This window comes from Kribbella sp. NPDC049584 (assembly GCF_040675555.1).
Lineage (GTDB): Bacteria > Actinomycetota > Actinomycetes > Propionibacteriales > Kribbellaceae > Kribbella.
In genome coordinates this window covers 102,556-129,297 of the sequence record NZ_JBFAPF010000006.1, presented here as the reverse complement: position 1 = coordinate 129,297, position 26,742 = coordinate 102,556, and the positions used below count along the sequence as shown (strand labels likewise).

The window sequence follows — 26,742 nt, the reverse complement described above, 5'->3', positions numbered from 1 at the left end:
AGACACCTCATCGACGTACCAACTCCACCGTGCGATCCACCTCGTCGGCCCGCAGTGAGGCGAACGGTACGACGACCTGGGCCTCAGGATGCAGCCCGTCCCACAGCAGCCCCCGGTGCGGCTCGGAGGCCCACCGCACCAGCGGCCCTGCCACAGCTCGCACGCCGTCCTGCGGGTGCCGTAGGAACAAGTGAGTCGCCACGTTGGCCCGCCCGTAGCCGAGCTGCTCGGTGCAGACATGCATCCGGTTCCACCACCCGTACGTGATGAGGCCCTGCGCCGGTCCGTCGCGCACGATGTCCTGCAGCGCGTTCGCCGGGCTCTCGAAGTACCCCTCGGCATGCACCTGCATCCGCGGTACTCCGTGGAATCCGAACCCGAGCAGGTACGTCCCGCCGGCTTGCCCCGTCCGCATCGCCTCCCGCAGCGCGAACAGCCGCGGCGCGATGTCGTCGTGCTTGTCCACGGTCTCGACCTCACAGCCGAGCTCCCGCAGTACCTGCACCAACGCATCCTTGCCCTCAGCAACAACCGGCGCCGAGTTCGTCCCGTCCACGAACACGAACCGCGGCGGATCCACCGCGGCCGCCGCCGTCGACACCGCCAACCCGGTCAATACCCCGAGCGCGTCGGCCGGCCCGTCCCCCAGCACGAGTACGCCGGCACCAGGCTCGGGCCGGACCTCAACCGAGACCGGCTCTTCGGTCACCGCGATCGGCAACCCCGTCCACGGCCTCCCTAACTCCGGCTTCACCGCCGCGGCCGTCTCCGTCAGGTGCGCGGGCTCAGCGAGATGGAACACCCGAGGCGGATGCACCTCCGACCCCGCCCGCGACCAGAGCTCACGCCGCAGCGAATCCAGCACCGGCTTGTCCGCGAAGCTCACGAGCACATGCTGGTTGTCGTCCGGCGACCCGAAGTTCGCGTTCAGCACGGCCTCGCCGCGGAACTGCAGCTCGGCCGCCGCCGTGTTCCCACTCCGCAGAATCGCCTGCGAGTCGGCCGGCGTGGTCTTCAGCGCGATCCGATACGGGACCTGGCCGAAGATCGAGTCCCGCCGCGTCGACAGCCGTTTTACGCCCTCGATCGTCTGCGTTGCCAGCACGACGTGTACGCCGTACGCACGCCCCAGCCGGACCAGCCGCTCCAGCAACTTCGCGGCCTCGTCGGCGAGCTCGTCGTCGTCCTCGAGCAGCACCTGGAACTCATCGAGTACGACGAGGATGCGCGGCGGTCGATCCGGACCCGGCGCGAGCTCCGCGATGTCGGCGACGTTGCCGTGCGACTTGAAGATCTCGCTGCGCCGGGCGAGCTCGTCCGAGAGATGACGCAGTACGGCGAGACCGAACGCGCGATCGCTGTGCACACCGAGCACCCGCACTTGTGGCAACCAATGCGGCCGATCGGGACCGGGGCCGAGCGCCGAGAACTCGACGCCGTGCTTGAAGTCGAGCAGATACATCTCCAGATCCGCCGGTGCGTAGCGCGCAGCGAGCCCGTGGATCAGCACAAGGAGGAGGTTCGACTTGCCCTGGCCGACCGCACCGCCGACGAGCACGTGCGGGAGCGCCGGGTTGCCGCTGCGCAAGCGCACCAGCGCCGGCGTGCGGTCGTCGTACCCGATCACGGCGCCGATCTCGTCCTTGACCGGCCGCCACCAGGTGGAGCGGTCCGGCAGGGTTCGCTCGAAGTCGATGGTCGGGAGGACCGCGATCTCGGCCTGCTCGGCGATCACGTCACAGATGCCCGCGGCAATCGTCGCGTCGAACGGCGGGTCGAGCCTTGCCGGCGGCAACTGTGCGACCTCGACCCGGTCATTGCTGATGACAACGGGATTGAGGAACTCGAGCAACTGTTTCGAGTCGACGTCCAGCTGTGCCGCCGTCGAAGCGTCGTAGTGCACGAGGAAGCAGATCCCCCGCTTGCCGGCGGTCGCGGCCAACCGGAGCAGATCGCGCTGGGCGAGCGTGTCGATGCCGAACGGGTAGTCGAAGAGGATGACGAGCCGGTACGGATCGGTGACCTGGCCGGTCTCTTTGAGCAGATCCTCGAAGCGCTCGTGCCCGAGCTGCGCCTGCCGGCTCGCCCGCAGCGAGGAGACGTCCACCAGTCCGGACAGCACGGTGTGGAGCTGCTCCGCCGTGTGCGTTGCCCTCGGCACCAATTGCGGGTACTTCGTGGTCAGGTGGCCGAGCAGTCCCATCATCCCGGTCAGCCGCGGATCGAACGCGTCGACGCGGAGCCGGAACGGTTCGGCCGCCGCGATCAACCGCAACGCAGTGCTCTGCAGCAGCCGGCGCGCGTTCTCGTTGCGGTCCGCGGTGACCTTCCATCCGTTCGTCCGCAGCAGCGGCGCGACCACCGGCGTACCGGTGTCCAGCTCACCGACGCGCACGTACGACGGGACGCCCGCGCCGACGAGCTGGCGCGAACGCCAGCGCGCGTCGTTCGGCGGGATCGATCCCAGGCCGGGCGCTAGCCGGTCGGCGAGCAACCGCGCCTTGGGCTCGGCCTCGGACAAGGCTTCCGCGGTCTTCGCGTCGACCAGCGCCCGCGATTCGCGCCGCGCGATAGCGGTCTGCTCCTGTAACTGACGATGCAGCCGGACGGCGCGCTGATGCTCGCCCTGGGTCAACCGCCGCGCGTTCTCCAGCAGCTGCCCCAGCGCATGCTGCAGACCGCGGATCCGCGCTTCCAGGACCTCCGGTGCTGCGTCCGAGTTGCGCACTCTGCGCGAAGGATCTGATTTGCGCGCTCCGCGCGCAGCGTCTGATTTGCGCGCTCCGCGCGAGGGCGATCCGGGCATACCTCCCCCGTCAGGCTCCTCCGTCACGAGCACCGCCCTTTCACCCTTGCCCCGCGACTTGTCTGATTGCCTGGTGTAACCATGTCACACCTGTAGTCCCATCCGTCACTCCAGGCATCAGCAGTCTCACCCAGTAGTCCGGTCGCTAGTCCGGCGCGACGATCTCGAGCTCGTAGCCGTCGGTGTTGTGCAGGAAGGCGGCGTAATGCTGCGGGCCGCCGGCGTACGGATGGCGGTCGGCGAACATCAGCGTCCAGCCGTGGTCGGCGGCCTCGCCGACGACGGTGTCGACCTCGGCGCGGCTGGCGGCGTTCAGCGCGAGGTGGTTCATCCCGGGCCGCATCCGATCGTGCTCGGCGGCCGACATCGCAGGGCTCTGCTCGACCACGACGTACGAGCCGTCGGAGGCGATCCAGGTCATGCCGCCGGGCCAGCCGTCACCGTCCTTCCAGCCCAGCCGGTTGAGGACCCAACCCCAGCTTGCGACGGCCCGGGACAGGTCCGGGACCCAGATCTCGACGTGATGCACCGCGGCGACCATCGCAGCATTATCTGTGCTCGGCAGAACGGTCCGACGCAGTACGGTTCGACACCGCCATCGAGATCGCCCCGGAGACCACCAGCCAGACCAGGGCAGCGACCAGCCACGGCCACCACGGACGGGCCTGGGCGGCCTCTGCGACCGCCTTGCCGAACAGGCCGCCGCCTGGCGCGAAGACAACCACGAGCAACACCCGTGCGATCGTCGTCTCCCTGGTCATTTCTTCATTGTGAGAGGCAGCCGCCGACCCTGCAGAAACCTTGGCGTTTCGCGCCCCTTCACCTTTCTGTCTGTGGCAGGGTCTACCGTCTGCGATGACAGTCAGATCAAAGGATCGGGGGCTGTGGTGAGTACCACCCGGATCGAAAGCACGGCGTACGGCGCCGCGGCGCTGGAGTGCCTGCAAGCCGCCGTCGCGCGGCTCAAGGCCGACGATCCGATGACCCCTGTCACCTTGCTGCTGCCCAACAACCTGTCCGGCGTCATCGCCCGCCGGCACCTCGCCGTCTCCGGGATCGCCGGTCTCTACCTGGCGACGCTCGAGCGGCTGGCCGAGCAGATGGCCGCCGGCCTGCTGTCACCCCGCCGTCCCGCCACCCGTCCGATCGTCGCCGCCACCTGGCGTACGGCGCTCGCGAAGGCGCCCGGCATCTTCGAGGAAGTCGCCGAGCACCCGTCAACCATCCAAGCGCTTGCATCGGCCCATCGCGAGCTCCGCGACCTCACTGATCCGGCCCTCGACAAGGTCGCGCACGCGTCCGCGCTCGGCCCGGATCTGGTCCGCCTGCACCGGCACGTCACCGACGAGCTGGCCTCGGATTGGTATGACGAGACCGACCTGCTCCGCGCCGCCGCTGCCCGGATCGCGTCCTCGCCGGAGGTCGTCCGTGAGCTCGGTGCGCTCCTTCTCTATCTTCCGCAGGAGCTGACGCAGTCCGAGGCTGCCTTCGTCGCAGCGCTCGGGGACGCAGCGGCGGATCTCACCGTGATCGTTGGCCTGACCGACGTACGCCGTGCCGACCGCGCCGTCCGGCGATCGCTCGAACGGATAGGGATCGACCTACCGCGGTCGATCTCGAAGAACTACCCGGTCGCGACCGAGATCCTCAACGCGTCCGACGCCGACGACGAGGTGCGCTGCGTCGTGCGCGATGTGGTCTCGGCGTTGGAGCACACGCCCGCGCATCGGATCGCGGTGCTCTACTCCGCCGCTTCGCCGTACGCGCGTCTGCTGCACGAGCACCTCGGCGCCGCGAAGATCGAGGTCAACGGGCCGGGGACGCGACCTGTGCACGAGCGGGCAATTGCGCGGACGCTGCTCGAAGTGCTGGCGTTGGTCGACCAGGATCTGCCGCGTGCGGACGTGTTCCGGGCGCTGGCGAATGCGCCGACACGGGACTTCGGCGGCGAGCGGATCCCGGTGCCGCAGTGGGAGCGGATGTCCCGGGCGGCCGGGGTGGTGCGTGGGGACGACTGGGACACGCGGCTCGCGCGCTATGCCCAGTCCGAGCGGCGGACCGCTGATCAGGAAGAGGCCGCCGAGGATCCGCGGCCGGCCGCGGTGCGGCGTGCGCAGTACAACGCGACCACGGCTGAGCGGTTGCATGCATTCGCTTCGACATTGCGGCGTCGATTGAGCGCGCTCGCGGAGTTGGAGACCTGGGCCGAGCTGTCGGAAGGGGTGCTGCAGCTTTTCCACGATCTGCTGGGTGACTACTCGTCTCTCCCGATCGAGGAGCAGTACGCCGCAGCCGCGGTCGAGGGATCGTTGACGGGGCTGTCGACGTTGGATGAGCTCGGGACGCCGGCGAGCCTGGCGGTGCTGCGCGACGTACTGGATCTGGAGCTGCAGCAGTCGCTGCCTCGAGTCGGGACGTTCGGGACGGGCGTGCTGGTCGCGCCGCTGTCGGCGAGCGTCGGGTTGTCCGCGGACATCGTGTACGTCGTCGGCCTGTCGGAGGACTTGTATCCGGGACGGGTGCATGAGGATGCGCTCCTCCCCCATCGGGTGCGTGAGGCGGCCGCGCCCGAGCTGGCGTCGTTCCGGGACCGATTGGACGAGAAGCAACGCCATCTGCTGGTTGCCTTCTCGGCGGGCGCGCGAGTCGTGGCGGCATTCCCGCGCGGCGATCTGAGGCGATCTTCACGCCGGTTGCCGACGCGTTGGCTGCTCGGGTCGCTGCGGGAGCTGACCGGCGATCATGCGCTGCCGGCGACCCAGTGGGACAGGCACGACGAGGTGCTGCAGACGTCGGCGTCGTACGCCGGATCGTTGACTAAGGCAACGATGCCGGCGACGGAGCAGGAGTGGCAGACACGCGCCGCCGCGGCTGGACTGTGGGTGCAGGACGGCGTGCTGGTGCGGGCTCGGGAGCTGTTGCGCGGGCGTGGTTCGAATGCGTTCACGCGCTTCGACGGGGACCTGTCTGGTGTGTCCGGCCTGCCGGAGTACGCAGTCGAAGATCGGATCGCGTCGCCGACGTCGCTCGAGTCCTATGCGACCTGCCCGCATGCGTACTTCGTCGAGCGGTTGCTTCAGGTGGAGCCCCTCGAAGCGCCCGAGGACCTACTGGTGATCTCACCGGTGCAGATCGGGAACCTGATCCACAACAGCCTCGATGCGTTCGTGACCCGCCTGGCCGGCTCGCTCCCGACGAACGGCGAGCCGTGGACGGCGGACCAACGCGAACTGCTGCTGGCGATCGGGGCTGATCTGGCCGATCAGTTCGAGGCCGAAGGACTGACCGGGCATCCGCGCTTGTGGCAACGCGAGCGGTTGCGGATCCTCGGCGACCTGATGGTCCTGTTGACGGACGACGACCGGTGGCGAGCGGAGCGATCCGCGTCGGTCGTCGCGAGCGAGCTGCGATTCGGGTTCGACGGTGAGCCGCCGGTGGAGATCCCGGTGCCGTCCGGTCGGGTGCTGTTGCGCGGGTCGGCCGACAAGGTGGACCTCGGCGCGGACGGCACGATCTACGTAACGGATGTGAAGACCGGCGGCTTCTCGCGGTACGAGGGCATCGAGTCGGACCCGGTCGCGGGTGGGACCAAGCTGCAGCTCCCGGTGTATGCGTACGCGGCCCGGGCCCGGCTGGGCGAACCGTCCACTCCGGTCGAGGCGTCGTACTGGTTCGTGCGGCGCGGCGGCAAACGGATCCCCGTTCCCCTGACCCCCGAGGTCGAGGAGCGGTATGTCGACACGCTCGACGTGATCGTGTCGTCGATCGCGGCCGGGTACTTCCCGCCGAAGGCGCCCGAGGTGCCGGACTTCCTCTGGGTGCAATGCCCTTACTGCAACCCCGACGGCATCGGACACAGCGAGGTCCGCGCGCGCTGGGACCGGAAGCGTCACGACCCCGTTCTGGAGCGGCTCGTCCGGCTCATCGACCCGACTGCGTTGGAGGCCGGCGATGAGTGAGCAACTGCTGGATGGAGCGGCGCGTGACCGCATCCGCTCCGACACCGAGACCACGTTGTTCGTCGAGGCGGGCGCGGGTTCCGGCAAGACGCATGCGTTGGTCGATCGCGTGACCACCTTGGTGTTGCGGGACGGCGTACCGCTGCGGACGATCGCTGCCGTCACCTTCACCGAGAAGGCCGGCGCGGAGTTGCGGGATCGGCTGCGGGTCGAGTTCGAGCGGGCGCGGAAGGGCGATGCCCGTGAGCTGGCCGACGCGGCGTTGGACGACCTCGACTCCGCCTCGATCGGCACGCTGCATGCCTTTGCGCAGCAGATCCTGCTCGCCCATCCGATCGAAGCCGGGCTGCCTCCGCTGATCGACGTACTCGACGAGGTCGGGTCGTCGGTTGCGTTCGAGGAGCGCTGGGCGGAGTTGCAGCAGCAGTTGCTTGATGACGATTCCATCGCTGAACCGCTGTTGCTCGCGATGGCCGTCGGGGTTGAGCTGAAGCATCTCCGGTCGCTCGCGCGGCTGTTCGGGAACGACTGGGACTTGATCGCCGAACGCGTCCTGGTCGATCCGCCTGAGCTGGTGGCGATGCCGGATCTGACCGGCCTGGTTGCCGCGGCCGCGCAGATCGGCGGGGTGGTTGAGTCCTGCCTCGATCCTGAGGACCGGCTGCTGCCGAAGCTCGTGCAGATTCGCGAGCTCGGTCTGATGCTCGACGCCGCCACCGACCAGGAGTCGCAGCTGGCGATCCTCCAGACACTGCGCGGACTGAAGGTCGGACGGATCGGGCGCAAGGAGAACTGGCCGGATGTCGCCAAGGTGCGGGGCGACTGCACCGAGGTGGTCGAGGTTGCCGGTTCGCTCGTCGAGCTACTGCTTGATGCTTGCCTTCGGCATCTTTCTCACTGGATCGCGGAGCGGGTGCTGGAGTCGGCAGAGCTTCGCCGCGCCGAGGGACGGCTGGAGTTCCACGACCTTCTGGTGCTCGCGCGTGATCTGCTGCGGCGGGACGCGACTGTTCGCGGGGACCTTCAGGAGCGGTTCGAGCGGCTGCTGCTGGACGAGTTCCAGGACACCGACCCGATCCAGATCGAGCTCGCGGTCCGCATCGCCGGCGGTGTCGAGGCCGACGCCGAGGACTGGCGCGATGTCGAGGTGCCCGAAGGCCGGCTGTTCGTGGTGGGCGACCCGAAGCAGTCCATCTACCGATTCCGCCGCGCCAACATCGCGACATACCTCACCGCGCAGGACCTTCTCGGCGAGACCGTCGCCCTCACCACCAACTTCCGCACGGTGCCCCCGATCCTCACCTGGATCAATACCGTCTTCGCCACCCTGATCCAACCCCAGGAAGCCGCCCAGCCGTCGTACCAGTCCCTGTCGCCCCACCGCACCAACCCCACCTTGTCCACCCACCCGGGCGGTGCTGGGAGCTCGTCATCGGATCGTCTGGGTACGGGGTCTAGTCCTCAGGGAGCCGATCGGCCCGCCGAGCCCGGCGCTGCCAAGGCGAGCCCCGCCAAGCCGAGCGCCGCCGAGCCCGGCGCCGTCAGGCCCGGTCCCGTCGAGCCCGGTCCCGTCAGGCCCGGTCCCGTCAGGCCGAACGCCATCAAGTCCGGCCCCATCGAGTCCAGTCCCGTCAAGGGCGACCAGCTGTCCATGTTCGACGAGGCCGACGACGCTCCCACCCTCTTCGACGAGGACCCGACGCCCATGCCGACGGACGACGGCGAGCAGCTTGCCGACGTCGCCACCGTGCTGCCGTTCCGTCGGCGCGACGACTCCGTGTCCGCCGACGTACCCGCAGACCAGCCGGGGGGCCTGTCCCCCGGTTTGTCATCGGGTCTGTCACCGGGTCTGTCACCTGAGGAGGGCGACCCCTCCGCCGGCCCCGCCGTGACCATCCTCGGTCCGGAACCGCACGACGATCTCCCCCGCGCCCAAGCCTCCGTCCTGCGCGAACGCGAAGCGACCGACGTCGCGTCCGTCATCGAGCAGGCTTTGCGTGACGGCTGGCTGGTGTACGACGACCGTGCCGAAGCCTGGCGTCCGGCAGAAGCCGGGGACATCGCCGTACTCGTCCCGGCCCGCACGTCCCTTCCGTTCCTGGAAGACGCTCTCGACCGCGCCGACATCCCGTACCGCGCCGAGGCCAGCTCACTCGTCTACCAAACGGCCGAGGTCCGCAACCTGCTCGCCTGCGCCCGCGCGCTCGGCGACCCCAGCGACCAACTCGCCCTCGTCACCACCCTGCGCTCACCGCTGTTCGGCTGCGGCGACGACGACCTGTTCACCTGGAAACGGTCCGGCGGTTCGTTCACACTGACCGCCCCGGTCCCTGACCAGCTCCTGACCCACCCGGTCGGCGACGCGATGGAGTGGCTCCGCCGCACGCACTACGCCGCACGCTGGCTCACGCCGAGCGAGGTTCTCGCCAAGATCGTCGCCGACCGCCGCATGCTCGAAGTCGCCGCGATCGGCCCGCGAGCCCGCGACGCCTGGCGCCGGATCCGGTTCGTCGTCGACCAGGCCCGCGCGTGGTCCGAGGTCGAGCACGGCGGCCTGCGTTCGTACCTCGCCTGGGCCGCTCACCAAGGCGAAGAAACGTCCCGCGTCGCCGAGGCCGTGCTTCCCGAGACCGACGCCGACGCTGTCCGCGTGATGACGATCCACGCTGCGAAGGGTCTCGAGTTCCCGATCGTCATCCTCTCCGGCATGACTGCGGCCCCGAACCGTCAGCGTGGCGTCCAGGTCCTGTGGCCGCCGGACGGCGGGTATGCCGTGAAGCTCAAGTCGTCGGTGCAGACCGAGGACTTCGACCTCGTGCAACCGGTCGACGAGCAGATGGACGACTTCGAACGCCGCCGCCTGCTGTACGTCGCCGCGACGCGCGCCCGTGACCACCTGATCGTCTCGCTGCACCGCTCGGGCAATCGCCGCCACTCCAGCAACGCCGAGCTGCTCGCATCCGCGGGCGGTGTCGAGGCGCCGCACTCGACCTTGTTCACCAGCCCACCAGTCCCCGATCGTGAACCGTCCGGCAGCCCGGAAGTCACCCCGCCGATCTCTCGAACAGAGTGGGAGGCCCGAGCCTCCGCCGCCCAGGCCGCAAGTCGCGCCCGCTCCGCCCAGAGCGCGTCCGGTCTGGAAGGCACCGGCCCGGAGGTCGCGCTTGACGACATCGACCCCGGTACGGCGAAGGCCGCCCGCGACCTGGAGCTCCCACCGTGGACCAAGGGACGCTACGGCACCGCGATCGGCCGCGCGGTCCACGCCGTACTCCAGGTCGTCGACCTCTCCACGGGCGCCGGCCTCGAGTCCGCCGTCTCCGCGCAGTGCCTGGCTGAGGGCGTGCTCGAGTACGCCGATGTCGTGAGCGCGCTCGTGCGATCGGCGCTGGCGTCCGACGTAGTGAAACGAGCCGCCGCCCGCGAGCACTGGCGCGAGTCGTATGTCGGCACGGTCCAGCCTGACGGCACGGTGCTCGAGGGTTTCGTCGACCTCATCTACCGCGAGGACGACGGCCGTCTCACCATCGTCGACTACAAGACGGACGCCATCCCCGCGGCGGCCCTGGACAGCCGAGTCGCCTATTACGCTCCACAGCTCCAGGCGTACTCGGCCATCCTCCCGAACACCGGACCGCCGATCCTCCTGTTCCTCAACCCCAGCGGGGCAATCGAGCGACAGGTGCCCTAGGCAACGAGACGGACGGCCAGCACCACGATCAGCAGGGTCGATGCCAGCGCGGTCACCAGCTTTCCGAGGTGACCAGTCAGCAGACGTCCCAGCAACGCCCCACCGCCGGCAAGCAGAAGCTGCCAACTCGCCGACGCCACAAACGCCGCGACGACGAACACAATCCGCTCACCGAACCCGGCGACACCGGACCCGCCCAGCACGAGAGCGGCGAAGTAGATCACCGTCCACGGGTTGAGCATCGTCATCCCGAGCATCCCGAAGTACGCCGTCCGTACGCCGACCGGCGTCTCTTGCTCGATCACGGCCAGCCGCTGCACGCGATACCGCCGTACGGCCTTGACCGCGCCCATCACCGCGAGCCCGATCAGTACGACAACAGAGGTCCAACGCAACGGTCCGACGACAGGCACCAGCAACGGCGCCAACGCCGTACCAGCCACGGCCGCCACCGCGGCGTACAAGCCATCGGCGGAAGCGACCCCGAGCGCCGCAAACATCCCGATGCGCAACGAGCTCCGTGCAGTCAACGCCACCAGGTAGGTCCCGACAGGCCCGACCGGCATGGCAACCCCATACCCAGCCAGCAGCCCCGCGACCACTACCCCGATCACGACTGACCGAGCGTCGACCCCAATCCACGACCCACCTGCTGCTGAACCCGAGCCACCACGGCCGCAGGTTCATTCAGCAACAGTCCAAGGATCGTAGTCATGGGCACATCATGAGCAGCTGCGCGTCGGGGCTCAACCGAATTAGCCGGCCGGATGCGCACCCCGGGTCGCTGCGATCTGCGCGGCGAGCTCGTCGTTGACGGGATACGGCCGCTCAGGTGGCAGCTCTGCCTCCGCCGCCTCCGGGGACACCTGCGCCAGGTCACGGATCCGTTGCATCTCCGCGGTGACGTCCTCCAGCCCACTGATCCACTCGCCGACATACCGGCGCACGGCGTCGCCGGACAGGCCGATCTGAATCGACCGGACCTCGGGGGTCGGGGTCAGCTTGATCGTCTGCTCCGGGTCCCACTGGATCCGGACCGGCGCCGACTCCATCGCCTTCCGCCACGCGTCCTCGGACTCGTGGAACCCAGACTCGTAATGCGACAGCGCGCCGTGCGCCAAGGCCCACTCGAATCCCGCGCGCTTCAGGCGAACCCGCAGCACGCGCGTCTGCCCAGGCTTGGTCCCCCACCCCGACCGGTACGCCATCCACAGGAACGACGGCTTGATCCACGTCATCCGTCCCATCCCGAACGGCTCGACGAACGTCCCCGCCGCCAAGGCCGGCGCGGCGATCTCCGGCGGGTAGGCCTGGTACACCGCAACCGTCTCGTCGTCGTACATCGCCCGGACCTGCCGGAACACCGCCGCCATGGCGCCGATCCTCGCACGCCTCCTCTCAGTGCGTGATCTGTTACTGAGAGTCTATAGAGATTCGAGACTCCCGGGCCGGATGGTTACAGGTTGTGGATAACGGGAAGTGAGAGTGGCGTGCGGGGGGCCGTGGAGTCGCTACGATCTGCGGAAACAGTGTGTGAGGAACGTTCGAATGATGGTCCGCCCGCTGGCGGGTCTGCCACCACAAGTGTGAGGGTGTGGCTCATGAACATCGGTACCCGGAAGATCGTCGTCGACGAGGCGATCGCGCAGCTGCGGCTGTACGCCGAGACCAACGGCGCCGTGCTGCGGTACTACGACGGGCTGCCGGGGATGACCACCGTCGGTGGCTCCGACCCGAACCGGGTCACGTTCGAGGACCTCGGCCGGACGATGGTGATCGGCAGCGATCTGCGCGCGCTCGACATCCCGTGGCTGCTCGAGGTCGAGGCGGAGAAGGAGTTCGCCGCGATCCCGGTCGACGCGCGGCTGGAGGACGCGGAGCGCGGCAGCGACCTGTTCGAGGCGGCGATGGCGCTGGACGAGAAGTTCACCGGCCACCGCGGATTCGGGCACGCCAAGAAGTCCAAGCTGCTGCACCTCAAGCGGCCGTACCTCTTCCCCGTGACCGACAGCTTCATCCGGATGACGTACGGCACGGCGTCGGCGGGATCGGAGTTCCTGTCCGCCGTCCGCGACGACCTGGTCAACCCGGCGAACGTCCGCGACTTCAAGTTGCTGCAGGTCCGGCTGATCGCGGAGCCGGCCACGAGCGCAGCCCGCCTGCTCGGCGAGGTGCCGACGCTCCGCCTGCTCGACATCCTCGCCTCACTGCTGGGCGAAGCGAAGTAGCTGCTGGGTCAAGCGAAGGAGCTAGAACACGCCGAGTCGCGCGAGCGGCTCGACCAGTTCGCGCTCTTCGTAGGACAGGTGCGATAGGAGCGTGTCGTCGAGCAGGTCCATGGCGGCACGCAATCCGTCGATGCTGCCTGATCCGTCAACCAGTGCGACGAGACCCTTGTCGACACCTTCGAGTACGTCGTGGATGATCTTGTGCTCCTCCTGCAACCGATCGACGACCGGGACCAGCTCCGGGTCGGCGCGACGCAGATGCGGGAAGAGTGAGGCGTCCTCGATCGAATGGTGCGTAGTGACGAGACGGCAGTAGGACTCGCAGTACGTGCCGAGGGTCCAGTTGTTCTGTCGCATAGTCATCGTGTTGATCGCCGACCGCGCCGCTCCGACGCCGAGCGTTCCCGCGGCGACCTGCTCGACCAGATCGCGCACCTGCTCGAGCTCAGCCCGCAGATGGTCGTGTACGTCGATCAGGTGCTGACCGGACTGCAACTGGTACGGCGTGTAGGTCCGCGACGGGTCCTGCACCGGACCGGTCGGCCGCGCCATCTCGTCCAGCAGCTGTACTGCGCTGCGCTTGACCGCCGGCGGTGGCGTCGGGACGACGCTGAAACCACCTGCGTCCTGCGAAACCGCCGCAGAAGCCGCAGGAGCAGCAGCAGGCCGTGCTCGTACGGCGTCGACCGGCAGCCGACGAGCAGCGTCGACCGCCTCGCGAACGCCTGCTGCCACCTCAGCGAACCGCCGGATGTCGTCAGGGTCGTCGGACGCGAGGATGTAGGTGCTCATCCCCTCCCCCAGCGTCAGCTCAGCGAGCTGGTCGATCCACAGCTCCTCCGGTCCCTGCAGGAACCCGCCGTTCCCGCTGAAGCGACCGGAGATGTTGTACAGCCGCCGTACCGCGGAAGGATCACGTCCGGCCTCCAGCGCGGCCTCGTCGATCAGCTTGTTCATACCCGTCAGCTGATCCGGACCGGCGTACCCGCTGCTGGGCAGCCACCCGTCCGCGAGCCGCCCGGTGACCGCAAGCATCCGCGGCTTGTACGCACCCAGCCAGATCGACACGTCATGCGCGGGCTCCGGACCGCGCTTCGCGCCGGCCACCGTGTAGTGCTTCCCTGCTACCCGGATGCCACCGCCGGTAGGCGTCCAGATCTCGCGGATGATCGCGATGGCCTCCTCCAGCGCGGTGATGCTCTGCCCGGTCGTCAGCCGCGGTCCGCCGTTCGCCGCGACAGCGTCCAGGAAGCCACCGGCACCGAGTCCGAGCTCCACTCGCCCGCCGGTGATCAGGTCAAGTGTTGCGACACTGCGCGCGAGAACGACCGGGTGGCGCAGCGGGAGGTTGGCGACGTTGGTGGTCACCTTGATGCGCTGCGTCTGAGCCGCCACGACCGACAGCAGGGTCCACGCATCCATCAGGCGTGGCTGGTACGGGTGGTCCTGGAAGCTCACCAGGTCCAGGCCGACCTGCTCGGTCAGCTGGGCCAGCGCGATCACGCGGTCGGGATTGTCGACCGCGGGGGTCAGGAACGTGCCGAAGACCAGCTCGTGGCCGTAATCCATGGTTCACCTTCACCTGTCGAAGTTGGCTCGGGAGCAAAACTACTTCGGCAGACCAATAATCTCAACTACAGAACATCTACTGGCGGACGAGCAGCGCAAAGGCTTCGGCGGGGCTCAACGTGGCGCCACGCGCGTACGCCGTCTCGTACGCCGTCTCGCCCAGGACGCCGGCGGCGGCGACCGCCCGGTCGAGATCCTCGGTCTCGGTGGCGGCCATCAGGTAGTTCTCCGACGCCCGCGTGGCAGCCGCGCACCCCAGCAGGACAGCCGCCAGGGTCTTGTCCGGATGACAGGCGGCGATCCCCTCCAGCGCCCAGCACATGCCACGCAGCGAGTCGAAGTCCACGGACACCTGGAAGGCCTCCGTGTGCAGCGCCAGCGCGTCGTCCGGGCGGCCCTGGAGTTCTCTGACGAACCCCAGCTCCTCCAAGACGATCGACAGATAGAGCACTGACTCTTTCTGCAACCGCGCGGCGTCGATCAACGCCTGCAACCGTTCCGACGCCTCGTCCAGAGCTCCGGTACGGCGTGCCGCGAAGCCGAGCACGAGCTCCGCCAGCGCCTGCGTCGCACGCTGTCCCTGTTCGGTGGCCAGCCGCAGCGCACGCTCGCCGTACGTCCGGGCGGACTCGTAGCGGGCCTGCCGGATCGCCGTCCAGCCGAGCATGCCCAACGCGCTGGCAACTTCTGGCCAGAGTCCGAGTTCCTCGGCGGCCTGTAGGCCCTCTAGGTGGAGCCGCTGTGCCTCATCGAAGTCGCCGACGAGTTCCGCGTGCGCGCCGAACCAGCCCGTAGCCTGCAGCACACCCCACCGGTCCCCCAGCGCACGGAAGATCGTGATGCTCTCGCACGCGCTGTCGTAGAGAGCCGGCAGATCCGCTCGTACGTGTGCATGTTTCGCGCGCGCAGCCAGCACGGCCGCGACACCCCACTGGGCCTCGTCGGCCTCGAACCTCTTCAATGCCCGGTCCAGCATCGCCTCGCACGCCGGAAGGTCTCCGGCGTCGCTGGCAGCATTGGCGATCCACCACAGCCCCATCGCGTCCGCAGCATCCACCCAGCGATCCCGCTCAACTGGAGCATCAGGATGACCGAGCAGGTACATGTACCCGGCTCGCCACGCTCCAGCACGAGCAGATCCCGGTACGGCCTCCAGAGACCGCATGGCCTCGAGGTGACGTCCACGCAGGAACCAGTACCAGGCCAGTGCATCAACAAGCCGTTCAGCCAGGTCCAGCTGCCCAGTGGCCACAGCCCGATCCAGTGCGGTCCGGAAGTTCGCGGAGTCATCGTCCAGCAGCTGCAGCCACCGACTCTGCTCGCCACCGAACAGTCCAGGCCGCGCAGCCTCTGCCAGCGACACGTAGTACGACAAGTGCCGCTGACGTGCGGACTCCAGCTCGCCGGTGGCTCGTAGCTTGTCGACGCAGTACGCCGCGACCGACTCGAGCAGCCTGAAGCGAGTCCCCTCGACCGGTACGACGAGCGACCGGTCGACCAACCGCACCAGCACATCCAGTACGTCGTCCTCGCCGCACACAGCCGCCGCAGCTTCCGCAGTACAGCCGTCTGCGTGTACTGCGAGGTGCCGGAGGACGGACTGCTCTTCCGGTGCGAGCAGCTCCCAGCTCCAGTCGATCATCGCGTGCAGAGTCTGCTGCCGCGGCGCAGCGCCCCGATGACCCGTCGCCAGCAACCGGAACCGGTCGTCCAGCCGCGCGACGAGTCCACGTACGCCCAACGCTCGCACCCGCGTCGCAGCGAGCTCCAACGCCAGCGGGATGCCATCCAGCCGCCGGCAGAGTACTGCAACGTCAGCCACCGTCTCGTCGGTCAGTGCGAAGCCACGCGACGCAGCGGCAGCACGCGTCGCAAACAGCTGCACCGCACTGCACTCACTTGCCTCCTCCGGACGGAGCGAAGGCAGCGGCACCTCCAGCGGCGGAACGCTCCACACGACCTCACCGGCCAGTCCGAGCGGCTCACGGCTCGTTGCCAGCACACGCAGTCCAGGAGCGGCTGCCAGCAGCCGGTCCGTCAACGCAGCAACGTCTTCGATCACCTGCTCGCAGTTGTCCAGGACCAGCAAGCGTGACCCCATCACTGCGGCCAGCCGGTCGACCGCTGACGAGCCGCCGGTGTCGCGGAGGTCGAGCGCGGCCTGCACCGCGTCGGTGAGCGAGTTGGCGACCGACAACGCATCAGGTGTGATGGCAGCCAGTTCGACCAGCACAACGCCGTCAGCGAACCGGTCCGCCGTCGCAGCGGCCGCGGCGAGAGCTAGGCGGGTCTTGCCCACTCCACCGGGACCTGTCAGGGTGACCAACCGCGAGCTCGCCAGACTGGCGTCAACCTCAGCCAGAGCGTCATCGCGACCGATCAGCTCGCTCAACGCCGCGGGGAGGTTGTTGCGGGCATGCGGCAGGTCCTGCGTGAGGATCGATTGCTGCAGGGCGACGAGCTCAGGGCTGGGGTCCAGTCCGAGCTCATCGAGCAGCAGGTCGCGCAGCTGTGCATAGCTGTCCAGAGCCTCACTCTGACGCCCGGCGCGGTACAGCGCCTTCATATGCGCGGCCCGCAAGCCCTCACGGAGCGGGTGCTCCTTGACCAGCGCTGCGAGATCGACAACGGGCAAGTCTGCCTGTTCGAGCACAGTCAGGCGGAGATCCGTCAGCCGAGCCACAGCCGTCTCCACGAACGCGTTGTCCGCAAAGTCGGCGTACGCCGGGCCGCGCCACAGCGCCAGCGCCTCGTCGAGCGAACCCGCGGCCACCAGTTCGCCGAATCGCAGTGCGTCGCAGTTGGCGCTCGAGACGGACACCGAATAGCCGGCCGGGCCGGACCGCACCAGCGAGCGGCTGCCCGGCTCGGCGTCCTCGAAAGCTCGGCGCAGCTGGGACACCTTGGCAGACAGCGTCCCTGCAGGGTTGCCGGGCACGTTGGAGCCCCACAGGTCGTCGATGAGCCGGTCCGCCGGCACCGGACGCCCCTCGTGGACGAGCAGGTCGGCCAGGAGCGCGCGCACCTTGAGGCCCTGGATGACTACAGGCTCCCCTGCGTCTGTCCACGCCGTCACCGGTCCCAGCACCCCGAAACGCATGAGGGCACCCTATTCCGGTCCCGGCACCAAGAACCGGAAAGAAACCGTAAACCCCTTCCGGCAGAGTCTGTGTCAGACGGAACCACGCGGAACCAGGCGGAACCAGAGGGCACCAGACGGGAGGAGGCGGGAAATGCGACTGGCAGTGATCATCGGCAGCACCCGGCGTGGCCGGTTCGGCCCGACCGTGGCGCACTGGCTGGCACAGCAGGCGGCAAAGCAGTTCGAGGTCGATCTCCTCGACCTCGCCGCCGCGGACCTCCCGACGACCCTGCCGGACACCGACGACGAGACGTCGGCCCAGGTCGCCGTACTGGCTCCGAGGCTGGCTGCTGCGGATGCGTTCGCCGTCGTCACCCCGGAGATCAACTGCAGCTTCCCGGCGTCGCTGAAGACCGCACTGGACTGGTACTACGAGGAATGGCACGCCAAGCCGGTCGCGATCGTCAGCTACGGCCGGGAGAGCGGCGGCTGCTACGCCACTGCTCAACTGCGCCAGGTCTTCACCGAACTCCAGGCCGTCACGATTCGCAACACCGTCGCACTGCCCTGCTACTGGGAGCAGTTCACTGCCGACGGCGGCTGGCCCAAGCCGTCCGCCGGCTACGAGGCGCAAGCCAAACTCATGCTCGACCAGCTCGTCTGGTGGGCCGAAGCACTCCGGGACGCCCGTTCCAGGCGTCCGTACAAACCCTGAAAGGACCAGACCCATGAGGAAGCTGATCGAAACCACGTTCGTCACGTTGAACGGCGTCATCGAGGAGCCACAGCGCTGGAGCCCGCCGTACTGGGACGACGAGCACGCGGCGTACGCGCAAGGCCTGATGGACGGCGTCGACGCGCAGGTGCTCGGCCGCGTCACGTACGAAGGCTTCGCGGACGCGTGGATGCAGCGCGGCGGGGACCCGTTCACGGATCACTTCAACGCGATGCCGAAGTACGTCGCCACTCGCACGCTGACCGACTGGAAGTGGAACGCGCGGCCGCTCGAGGGTGACGCGGTCGAGGCCGTCCGCCGGCTCAAGCAGGAGGACGGCGGCGACCTGATCAAGTACGGCACCGGCTCGTTCTCGAAGGCCCTCCTGGAGAACAAGCTCGTCGACGAGTACCACTTCTGGATCTTCCCGGTGGTGGCCGACGGCGCGAACATGTTCCGCGGTGACAACATCGACCTCACCCACCTCGAACTGCTCGGTACGACGACGTTCAAGTCCGGCATCGTCGTCCACAAGCTCGGTCCGAAGGCCTGAGCCGGCGTTCCCTTCCGGCCCGCACACCCCGAAAGGTGTGCGGGCCGGACGCTTGCGTGTGATTGGCGTGGGTACCGGACGGTCCACGGGGGACGACAAGGCGGCGCTGGGGACCGTCTGCCCGGGGGTCTGTTCGATCGCTGCGCCCTGCGCGATCGCAGACCCGTTCAGCCGATCGCACTGGAGTTCTGATGGGTACCGTCCTGACCATCGTCATCATCGTCGTCGTGGTACTCGCGGCGGCCGCGCTGTTGTTCATGTACCAGCGCAGACGTTCCGGCGAGCTGCAGCAGCGGTTCGGCCCGGAGTACGAACGCACGCTCGAGGAGTCGGGTGACCGGCGCGGAGCCGAGCGCGAACTGCGCAGCCGGGAACGGCGCGTGTCACAGCTCGACATCACGCCGCTGAGCCAGGGTTCCGCGGCCGCCTACGAGGTGGAGTGGGCCGAGATACGACAGAGCTTCGTGGATCGCCCTGCCGGTGCGGTCGCCGACGCGGATCGCCTTGTACTGCGGATGATGCGCGAGTCCGGCTACCCGGTCGACGACTTCGACCAGCGGGTCAACGACATCTCGGTCGACCACCCGGAGGTCGCGGCGCACTACCGCGACGCACACCGGGTCGCAGTCGCTGACACCCGTGGTGAGGCCGGCACCGAAGACCTGCGCCAGGCGGTCACCGCCTACGGCCAACTGGTCGACGCTTTGCTGCACGACAGCACAGCTCGCCACAGCCGCCCGACGACCGCCGAGGAGCAAGCATGACCATGTCAGACGTGCCGAACGACCGCCGCTACGACACCGACCTCGATTCCGCGGCCGGCAACTCCGCCCTGGACGACCGCCGGATGCCCGACAACGACCAACTCCCCGACGACCGCATGGCCGAGGACCGTATGGCCGGCGACCGGATGACCGACGACCGCATGACTGATGACCGGATGGCCGGCGACCGGATGACCGAGGACCGTTTGGCTGGCGACCGTGTCGCCGATGGCGGCCTGGCCGATGACCACCGGGCCGATGACCGCGTGGCGGACCGGACGGAGAGCGGAATGACGGCCGCGCCGGCGGCTGACGAGCCGTTGGTGGCCGAGGATGCGGTGGTTGACTACCGGGCTCGCTGGGATGTCATCCAGCAAGGGTTCGTTGATGACCCGCGCAAGGCCGTCACCGAGGCCGACTCGCTGGTCGACGACGTGCTGAAGAACCTGGCGGACAGCTTCGACCGCCAGCGTCAGGGCCTCGAGCAGCAGTGGTCCGGCGGCGAGCCGTCGACCGAGGACCTGCGTTCGGCGCTGCAGCGCTACCGTGCGTTCTTCCAGCGCCTGCTGACCCTCTGACAAGTCTGACAACGACCCGGGGTGCGACCGGTACAACGACGTACCGGCCGCACCTCGTTAGTTGCCTAGGGCACGATGTTCTGGTTGAGGTGGAACAGGTTGCCCGGGTCGTACTTACCTTTGACCTCGACCAGCCGGTCGTAGTTCTGCCGGTAGTTCTCCCGGATCCGGCCCTGGTCGTCCTCGGCCATGAAGTTGATGTACCCGCCGGCCTCGGACTCCGGCACGAGGTCGTCGTAGTACGAGCGCACCCAGTCGATGTTCGCCTCGTTCTGTGCCGGGTCGGGCCACATCCCGGCGATCACCGTGGCGAAGTTCGCGTTCCGGTAGGCGAACGCGGTCCCGTCGGCAGTCACCCGGTGGACAGCGCCGTCGATGGGGTAAATGTGCACAGTCGAGTTCACCACGGGTACGTCGCGCCCGCGCCGCACGTGGACCTGGATCGCCTCGTCGGTCAGCTCGGTCGCGAAGCTGGCCTTCCAGTAGTGCTGCAGGCCCTTCGGGTAGAGCGCGTCGAAGGCGCTGTTGAGCGCCGGATACGGCATCGTGCCGACATGCTCGGCGACCACCGGTGCGAAATCGCGGAAGCGGGAGATCTCGGTCTCGCCGCGGTCCGGGTCACCGGCCCAGCAACCGACGATCGCCACGAAGGTCTCGCCGTGCCGATCCTCGGGAATGAACGGCAGCGGCGGAGCGATCTGGAACGCCGGGAAACCGCCCAGCTGCTCCGACGCGTTCGGCATCAGATCGCGGAACCCGGTCAGTACGGCGGCCGCGTCGGCAAGCTCGAAGAACATCGGCCCGCCGTACACCGTCGTCACCGGCGCCAGCCGGTACTCCAGCGCCGTCACCACGCCGAAGTTGCCGCCGCCCCCGCGCAGCGCCCAGAACAGGTCCTCGTTCTCCTTCTCACTCGCGATCATGAACCGCCCGTCCGCGGTCACGACGTCCGCCGAGATCAGGTTGTCGCAGGCCAGCCCGAGACCGCGGGCGAGGTACCCGATCCCGCCGCCCAGCGTCAGCCCGCCGATTCCCGTTGTGGAGACCACGCCGCCGGTGGTCGCCAGCCCGAACGCGTGGGTCGCCGCGTTGAAGTCACCCCAGGTCGCTCCGCCGCCGGCCCGCGCGGTCCGGGTCACCGGATCGACGCGCACGTTACGCATCATGCTCAGGTCGATGACGACGCCGTCGTCGACCGTCCCGAAACCAGGCACGCTGTGCCCGCCGCCGCGCACGGCCAGGTCGAGGCCGTTCGTCCGTGCGTAGTCAACCGCCGCCATCACGTCGCCGGCGTTCTCGCACCGCACGACCGCCTGTGGGCGCCGGTCGTACATCCCGTTGTGAACGCGGCGCGCCGCGTCGTACCCCTCGTCACCTTCGGTGAAGACCTGTCCTCTGGTCCGTTCCCGCAGGTCGTCTATCGCACTCATGTCCGCTCCCCGAAACTGTCGCCTGTCGCAGATCGGCGCGCGCGTGCACCACACACACGCGCGCCGCGCAGACCGGTCGTCGCCGTCGAGTGCAGCGCGAAAACATCTCCCCCAGAGAGCGTCTGAACCCCCGACGGGCACCCCGGCCCTCCCCCAGACCCCGCCCGTTCCCCCCGACCTTCCCAAGCCGGACGGGTTTCGTCAATCCCATATCGAAGCCATGTCAAAGCCATGTCAAAGGTGGCCGGTCGGCTCCGACCAGCGGGTAAACCATCACTTGGAGGACATCATGCGGAAGATCATGTACTACGTGCACCAGTCGCTCGACGGCTTCATCGAGGGCCCGAACGGCGAGTTCGACTGGGCGCAGCTCGGTCCAGAACTTGGCGACTATTCGATGGGTCTGACCGAGCGCGCCGACCTGTTCCTGTACGGACGGACGGTCTGGAACATGATGTCGTCGTACTGGCCGAACGCCGAGTCGATGAACCCGGACGAGCACGCGATCCAGTTCGCACCGGTCTGGCGCAGTACGCCGAAGGTCGTGCTGTCGACGACGCTGGAGAGCGCGGACTGGGACACCCGGATCGTGCGGTCGGCCGAGGAGATCAGGGCGATCAAGGAGGAGCCGGGCAAGGACATTCTGCTGACCGGCAGCGCGAGCGTGGCCGCGGCTCTGACCGAGCTAGGGCTGGTCGACGAGTACCACGTGATCGTGCACCCGGTGATCCTCGGCGGCGGCAAGCCCGTCTACCAGCCCACCGAGCGCCGCAACCTCCGCCTCGCGGAGACCCGCTCGTTCGACAACCGCACTGTGCTGCTGCGTCACGACCTCGTCTGAGGCAGCGTGCTGAGAAGGCGTGCCTCGGCCTGTTCGAGGTGGTGTGCCAGGTGGTCGGCGGCAGCGGCGGGGTCACCGGCCGCAATGGCTTCCAGTACGGCGGCGTGCTCCGAGGCGACCGTCGAGGGATCGACCTTCCGGTGGGCCTTGTACTGGCCCATCGACAGGTGGACCTCGCCGATGATCAGCTCGTGCATCCGCGACAAGCGCCGGCTCCCGACCGCGGCGACGAGCGCGGTGTGGAACGTGATGTCCGCGTCGACCTGGTTCTCGAACAGACGGTCGCGGGCGGCGTACTCGATCGCGACCTGAGCTCGCGCCGCGTCGGCCGGCACCTCGCCGGTCGCGGCGAGCGCGGACACCGCGGCCTTCTCGATCGTGATCCGGCTGAAGAACAGGTCGCGGATCTCGGCCTCGTCGAGCACCGGAACGACCGCAGTCTTGTGCGCCGTACGTCGCAGCAGCCCGACCGCGGTGAGCCGCTCGAGTGCTGCCTTCGCGGTCGGCCGGGCCACGTTGTACTCCGTGGCCAGCCGGACCTCCGTCAGCTTCTCCCCCTGCGGGATCTCACCGTTCACGATGCGCTTGCGGATCGACTCGTAGAGTGCGTCGGTCAGCGACGACGGCCCGAGCTCCAGATGCGCTCCGCTACTCACGACACCCCTCAATAACCGTGGATCTTGTCGACTACATTGTGCAACGGATCGCCGGCGACGAACCGGCGGATGTTGTCGGCAACGATCTCGCGCGAGCGACGGAGATTGCCGTCGCTGGTGGCGCCGTTGTGCGGCGTGACGACGACGTTCGGCAATGACCAGAAGGGGCTCTCCGGCGGCAACGGCTCCACGCCGTGCGCATCCAGGCCGGCACCCGCGATCTGCCCTGTCCGCAGAGCGTCCAGCAGCGCGTCGTCGTCCGCGATCCCGCCGCGCGAGATGCAGATGAAGTACGCCGACCGCTTCATCCGCGCGAACGCATCGCGGTCGAACACCCCGGCGGTCGCCGGGGTCCGCGGCACCGTCACGACCACGAAGTCGGACTCGGCCAGCAACCGGTCGAGATCGCACAGCTCGTCGACGTGCGGCGACGGCTGGTTCGGGCGCCGTCGTACGCCGAGCGTCCGCATGTGGAACGCCTTCGCCTTCTGCGCTAGATCGATGCCCGAGTTGCCGAGGCCGTAGATGCCGACGGTCCGCCCGGCGAGTTCAGCGTGCCGGTAGTGGTCCCAGCGATGCTCGGCCTGCGCCCGCATCCACCGGGGTACGTCGCGGCTCAGCATGAGCATCAGCAACATCGAGTGCTCGGCCAGCGGGATCCCGCCGTTCCCGGCGCTCGACGTCAGGACGACCGGCGAGGACCGCATCTCCGGGGTGAGATCGGAGTCCACACCGGCCGACGGGCTGTGCACCCAGCGCAGCTTCGGCGCCTTCGCCAGCACGTCCGGCGACACGTGCCCGACCACCGCCTCCATCTCGCCGAACACGTCGGCCGCATCGTCGAGCGAGTCGACGAACCGCAGCCGAGTGCCCGCGGCCGCTTCGACGTACGTCGGTGATTCCTTGCCAACAACAACGATCATGAGGTGAGTCCCGTCGTCATCACGGATGGTCCCAGCGCAACGTCCGGTACAGCGCGGAGTGGTCCAGCTCGCCGTCGCCGTTCGCGACCGCGGCGTTCATCAACTGTTGCGTCATAGCAGTATTAGGCAGGGCGAGATCGAGCTCCGCCGCGGCCTGGATCGCCAGGCCGAGATCCTTGCGGTGCAGGCGGATCCGGAACCCGGGCTCGAAAGTCTCCTCGACCATCCGCTCACCGTGCACCTCGAGGATCCGCGAACTCGCGAAGCCGCCCATCAGCGCCTGGCGGACGACGGCCGGATCCGCGCCCGCCCGTTCCGCGAACAGCAGGCCCTCGGCCACCGCTTCGATGGTCAGCCCAACGATGATCTGGTTCGCGACCTTCGCGGTCTGCCCCGCGCCGGGACCGCCGATCAACGTGATGTTCTTCCCGAGTACGTCGAAGATCGGCCGCGCCCGCTTGAACACCTCGGGCCGCCCGCCGACCATGATCGTCAGCGTCCCGTCCCGGGCGCCGAGTTCGCCACCCGACACCGGCGCGTCGAGGTACGCGCAGCCGAGCTTCTCGATCAGCTGCGCGAAGCCGATCGTCGCGGTCGGCGAGATCGAACTCATGTCGATCACCAGCGAACCCGGGTGCAGCCCCTCGGCGACACCGGCCGGCGCGAACAGGACAGACTCGACATCAGGGGTGTCGGGCACCATCAGGATCACGACCTCGGACCGCTCGGCCACCTCCTTCGCCGAACCGCAAACGAACGCGTCGACGTCGGTCCGCCCGCGGTACACCGACAGCTCGTGGCCCGCAGCAATCAAATTGTCGACCATCGGACGACCCATGACGCCGAGGCCGATGAACCCGATCCTCATACCTCACTCCAATCCACGTGCACGACTTCGAGCAGTCCCGCGGTCGGGATCACGACTTCCACCCGGCCGCCGACCACGTTCGGCTCCACGTCCGTCCCGGCCACCAGCAGCCGGACCTTCACCTGATCCGTGGGTACGGCGATCGACACGGTCTGCGGCGGCAACGGCAAGGTCTCCCGGATCGGTCCACGCATCGCCATCGGGTTCGTAAGGTTGACGAGGGCAACGGCCGCGCCGGCGTCACCCTTGTAGACGGCAACATCTACCAATCCTGCGCCCTCGACACTCACGTCCGGCGTCTTCCCGAGCGCCCACGAGACGGCGTTCGCGATCAGCCGCCCGTGGTCGGACTGCAGCGCCTCCCAGAACAGCGCGCCGAGGTTGAACGCGAAGTACACCGTCCGTCCACCGGCAGCGTTCTCCGTGCAGACCACCGCGGGCTTGTCGGGCGCCTCTCGCTGATAGACCTCCTCCATCGGCAGATCCGGGAAGTCCGGGATGAACCGGAACGGCGCCACCGCGTCCGACTCGACGCCGATGATGTGGGTCCCGCCAATGATTCGCTTCGCACCCTGGAACCCGGCGTTCAGCGGGTGCGCCTCCATCAGCGCGATGTAGTTGTTCTGCACCGGCCGGCTCTTGCCGGCCAGCCGCACAGTGAGGACGTCGCCGAGCCCGAAGTCGGAGCGAGCCGCCCCGTGCTCGTCGTACAACGAGCTCTGGTACGCCGCCACGAGCGACCCGCCACCCTCGACGTACGCACGCAGGATCGCGCACTGCTCGTCGCTCAACTGCTCGGCATTCGCAAGTACGACGACCTTGAAGGCACGCAGTCGCTCCAGCGTCATGACCTGGTCGGAGACGAACTCGAACGGGATCCGTGCCTCGACCAGCGCCTGGTAGAAGCCGTCCTCGTGATCGTTGTCCCCGGCCCGCAATTGACCGATCCGGCTTGCGTCGAGCAACGCGACCTCGGCGGTGATCCGCAGATCACGCAGGACTGGTTCGACCGTCGCATGCAGGTTGAACGCCTCGACAACCGGCTGGACCCAGCGCTGATCCTGGATCGTCGCGTTGAATTTCGTGAACCACGGCAGGGCACCCTGCGCGAACCCGTCGACGATCCAGGTCTTCGTCTCCTCGGTGGGGGCGACCGAGTCCTTCCACCGGTACTTGTGTTCCGGGCCGACCGAGGTGATCAGCTGCACCGGCCGGTCCGGGTACACGCCGCGGTTGCGCTTGCCGCACCGGCCGGCGGCCCACGGCGCCTCGATCCCGTGCCGGCCCTGTTTGTCGACGATGAACAGCGGCGAGACCGGTTCGACCAGATCGCGGGCCAGGTCACGCGCCGCGAGCGCGCCCAGGTTGGGCACGAACCGCGCGTGCGGCCGGAGATCCCGAACGGCCTTGTCCCAGATCCCGACCAGTTCCCCCAGCCGCCGATGCCGCCACGCGACGTACTCCGGCCAGCCGTCGCCATGCTCCTCGAGCGGCAACTCGAGACCGCACTCGTCGCGGAACGACTTGCGTGCGCCCTCGCTGTACGAGATCCCGGCGGACCCCTCCCAGCGATTCGCGAAGACCGCGTCCACGTCGTACTCGCGGACGATCTCGCGGATCACCTCGGTAAGGAATTCCCGGTGGTACGGCGTGAACGCGCACGTCAGCCAGACACCCGGGTACGCCCAATGCTCGATCGGGTTGCCGGCCCGGTCCCTGGCGAGCCATTCGGGGTGGGCCTCGGCCGCGTCGGCGTGGATCGCGTGCGGGTCGACACGACCCATGACGGTCATGCCGAGACCGCGGGCGCCGTCGACGAGCGTGCCGAACGGGTCGGTGTCGCCGAGGTACTTGCTGCGGTAGTGGTACTCGAGCTGCGTCGGGTAGTAGGCGATGTAGCCGCCGGCGCTGATACAGGTCGCGTTCGACTTGCTGTCGCGCATCAGGCGCAGCCAGAAGTCAGCGTCGAAGTGGGCTGGATCGTCCTCGGCCAGCGTGATCTGGGCCCAGCGGGTCGCGGTCCGAGGCCAAGGATCCATAGGATGAAATTGTTAGACAAGAATGCACGACTGGCAAGTG

General features: G+C 68.3%; 20 protein-coding genes. 8 read left to right on the top strand and 12 right to left on the bottom strand.

Features of this window, described 5'->3' with window-relative positions:
* Positions 1–7: 7 nt before the first annotated feature.
* From AB0J62_RS21885 to AB0J62_RS21875, 3 genes are all read right to left on the bottom strand, one after another.
* Positions 8–2,728, bottom strand: coding sequence for an FtsK/SpoIIIE domain-containing protein (locus AB0J62_RS21885; RefSeq protein WP_363873867.1), 2,721 nt, complete (start codon positions 2,726–2,728; stop codon positions 8–10).
* Positions 2,729–2,951: 223 nt separating this feature from the next.
* Positions 2,952–3,347: a VOC family protein gene (locus AB0J62_RS21880; protein ID WP_363873864.1), complete on the bottom strand. Its 396-nt coding sequence runs from the start codon at positions 3,345–3,347 to the stop codon at positions 2,952–2,954.
* A gap of 7 nt (positions 3,348–3,354) precedes the next feature.
* A complete protein-coding gene (locus tag AB0J62_RS21875) occupies positions 3,355–3,567 on the bottom strand; it encodes a hypothetical protein (RefSeq protein WP_363873861.1) in 213 nt (70 codons plus the stop codon).
* 126 nt (positions 3,568–3,693) lie between these two features.
* Between AB0J62_RS21875 and AB0J62_RS21870 the strand changes: the two genes are divergently transcribed.
* Positions 3,694–6,765 (top strand): PD-(D/E)XK nuclease family protein, encoded by a 3,072-nt coding sequence (locus tag AB0J62_RS21870; RefSeq protein ID WP_363873858.1) that lies wholly within the window; start codon positions 3,694–3,696, stop codon positions 6,763–6,765.
* The gene (locus tag AB0J62_RS21865; protein ID WP_363873855.1) at positions 6,758–10,456 is read left to right on the top strand and encodes a UvrD-helicase domain-containing protein; all 3,699 of its coding nucleotides are present in this window, start codon (positions 6,758–6,760) and stop codon (positions 10,454–10,456) included. Before AB0J62_RS21870 ends, AB0J62_RS21865 begins: the two co-directional genes overlap by 8 nt.
* Here the strand turns inward: AB0J62_RS21865 and AB0J62_RS21860 are convergent.
* Both AB0J62_RS21860 and AB0J62_RS21855 read right to left on the bottom strand, forming a co-directional pair.
* Complete coding sequence (locus tag AB0J62_RS21860) at positions 10,453–11,070, bottom strand: LysE family transporter (RefSeq protein ID WP_363873852.1); 618 nt, start codon at positions 11,068–11,070, stop codon at positions 10,453–10,455. The genes AB0J62_RS21865 and AB0J62_RS21860 overlap by 4 nt on opposite strands.
* Positions 11,071–11,211: 141 nt before the next feature.
* Positions 11,212–11,829, bottom strand: coding sequence for a DUF4291 domain-containing protein (locus AB0J62_RS21855; RefSeq protein ID WP_363873849.1), 618 nt, complete (start codon positions 11,827–11,829; stop codon positions 11,212–11,214).
* Positions 11,830–12,057: 228 nt separating this feature from the next.
* On the opposite strand from AB0J62_RS21855, the gene AB0J62_RS21850 reads away from it, so the two are divergent.
* Positions 12,058–12,684, top strand: a complete 627-nt coding sequence (locus AB0J62_RS21850) for a DUF6308 family protein (RefSeq protein ID WP_363873846.1) — start codon at positions 12,058–12,060, stop codon at positions 12,682–12,684.
* 21 nt (positions 12,685–12,705) lie between these two features.
* Here the strand turns inward: AB0J62_RS21850 and AB0J62_RS21845 are convergent, their stop codons facing one another.
* Both AB0J62_RS21845 and AB0J62_RS21840 read right to left on the bottom strand, forming a co-directional pair.
* Entirely contained in the window at positions 12,706–14,253 is a 1,548-nt protein-coding gene (locus tag AB0J62_RS21845) for an LLM class flavin-dependent oxidoreductase (protein WP_363873843.1), read from the bottom strand.
* 76 nt (positions 14,254–14,329) lie between these two features.
* The gene (locus AB0J62_RS21840) at positions 14,330–17,353 is read right to left on the bottom strand and encodes a BTAD domain-containing putative transcriptional regulator (RefSeq protein WP_363873840.1); all 3,024 of its coding nucleotides are present in this window, start codon (positions 17,351–17,353) and stop codon (positions 14,330–14,332) included.
* 133 nt (positions 17,354–17,486) lie between these two features.
* Between AB0J62_RS21840 and AB0J62_RS21835 the strand changes: the two genes are divergently transcribed.
* The 4 genes from AB0J62_RS21835 (at position 17,487) to AB0J62_RS21820 (ending at position 19,945) form a co-directional block, all read left to right on the top strand.
* Positions 17,487–18,050, top strand: a complete 564-nt coding sequence (locus tag AB0J62_RS21835) for an NADPH-dependent FMN reductase (RefSeq protein WP_363873837.1) — start codon at positions 17,487–17,489, stop codon at positions 18,048–18,050.
* 13 nt (positions 18,051–18,063) lie between these two features.
* Entirely contained in the window at positions 18,064–18,603 is a 540-nt protein-coding gene (locus AB0J62_RS21830) for a dihydrofolate reductase family protein (protein ID WP_363873834.1), read from the top strand.
* A gap of 191 nt (positions 18,604–18,794) precedes the next feature.
* Positions 18,795–19,367 carry a hypothetical protein gene (locus AB0J62_RS21825; RefSeq protein ID WP_363873831.1) on the top strand — a complete coding sequence of 191 codons (573 nt, stop codon included), beginning with the start codon at positions 18,795–18,797 and terminating at the stop codon, positions 19,365–19,367.
* Entirely contained in the window at positions 19,364–19,945 is a 582-nt protein-coding gene (locus AB0J62_RS21820; RefSeq protein ID WP_363873828.1) for a hypothetical protein, read from the top strand. The genes AB0J62_RS21825 and AB0J62_RS21820 overlap by 4 nt, the downstream gene beginning before the upstream one ends.
* A 65-nt stretch (positions 19,946–20,010) precedes the next feature.
* Here the strand turns inward: AB0J62_RS21820 and AB0J62_RS21815 are convergent, their stop codons facing one another.
* A complete protein-coding gene (locus AB0J62_RS21815) occupies positions 20,011–21,375 on the bottom strand; it encodes an FAD-binding oxidoreductase (protein ID WP_363873825.1) in 1,365 nt (454 codons plus the stop codon).
* Positions 21,376–21,664: 289 nt separating this feature from the next.
* Here AB0J62_RS21815 and AB0J62_RS21810 point away from each other — a divergent pair, with 289 nt between their 5' ends.
* A complete protein-coding gene (locus AB0J62_RS21810; RefSeq protein ID WP_363873822.1) occupies positions 21,665–22,216 on the top strand; it encodes a dihydrofolate reductase family protein in 552 nt (183 codons plus the stop codon).
* Here the strand turns inward: AB0J62_RS21810 and AB0J62_RS21805 are convergent.
* From AB0J62_RS21805 to AB0J62_RS21790, 4 genes are read right to left on the bottom strand one after another with little or no spacing between them, the layout of a single operon-like run.
* Positions 22,201–22,872, bottom strand: a complete 672-nt coding sequence (locus AB0J62_RS21805; protein WP_363873819.1) for a GntR family transcriptional regulator — start codon at positions 22,870–22,872, stop codon at positions 22,201–22,203. The genes AB0J62_RS21810 and AB0J62_RS21805 overlap by 16 nt on opposite strands.
* A gap of 8 nt (positions 22,873–22,880) precedes the next feature.
* Positions 22,881–23,795, bottom strand: coding sequence for a D-2-hydroxyacid dehydrogenase (locus tag AB0J62_RS21800; protein ID WP_363873816.1), 915 nt, complete (start codon positions 23,793–23,795; stop codon positions 22,881–22,883).
* 19 nt (positions 23,796–23,814) lie between these two features.
* Positions 23,815–24,663, bottom strand: coding sequence for a 2-hydroxy-3-oxopropionate reductase (locus AB0J62_RS21795; protein WP_363873813.1), 849 nt, complete (start codon positions 24,661–24,663; stop codon positions 23,815–23,817).
* The gene (locus tag AB0J62_RS21790) at positions 24,660–26,702 is read right to left on the bottom strand and encodes an alpha-amylase family protein (RefSeq protein WP_363873810.1); all 2,043 of its coding nucleotides are present in this window, start codon (positions 26,700–26,702) and stop codon (positions 24,660–24,662) included. The genes AB0J62_RS21795 and AB0J62_RS21790 overlap by 4 nt, the downstream gene beginning before the upstream one ends.
* Positions 26,703–26,742 lie beyond the last annotated feature (40 nt).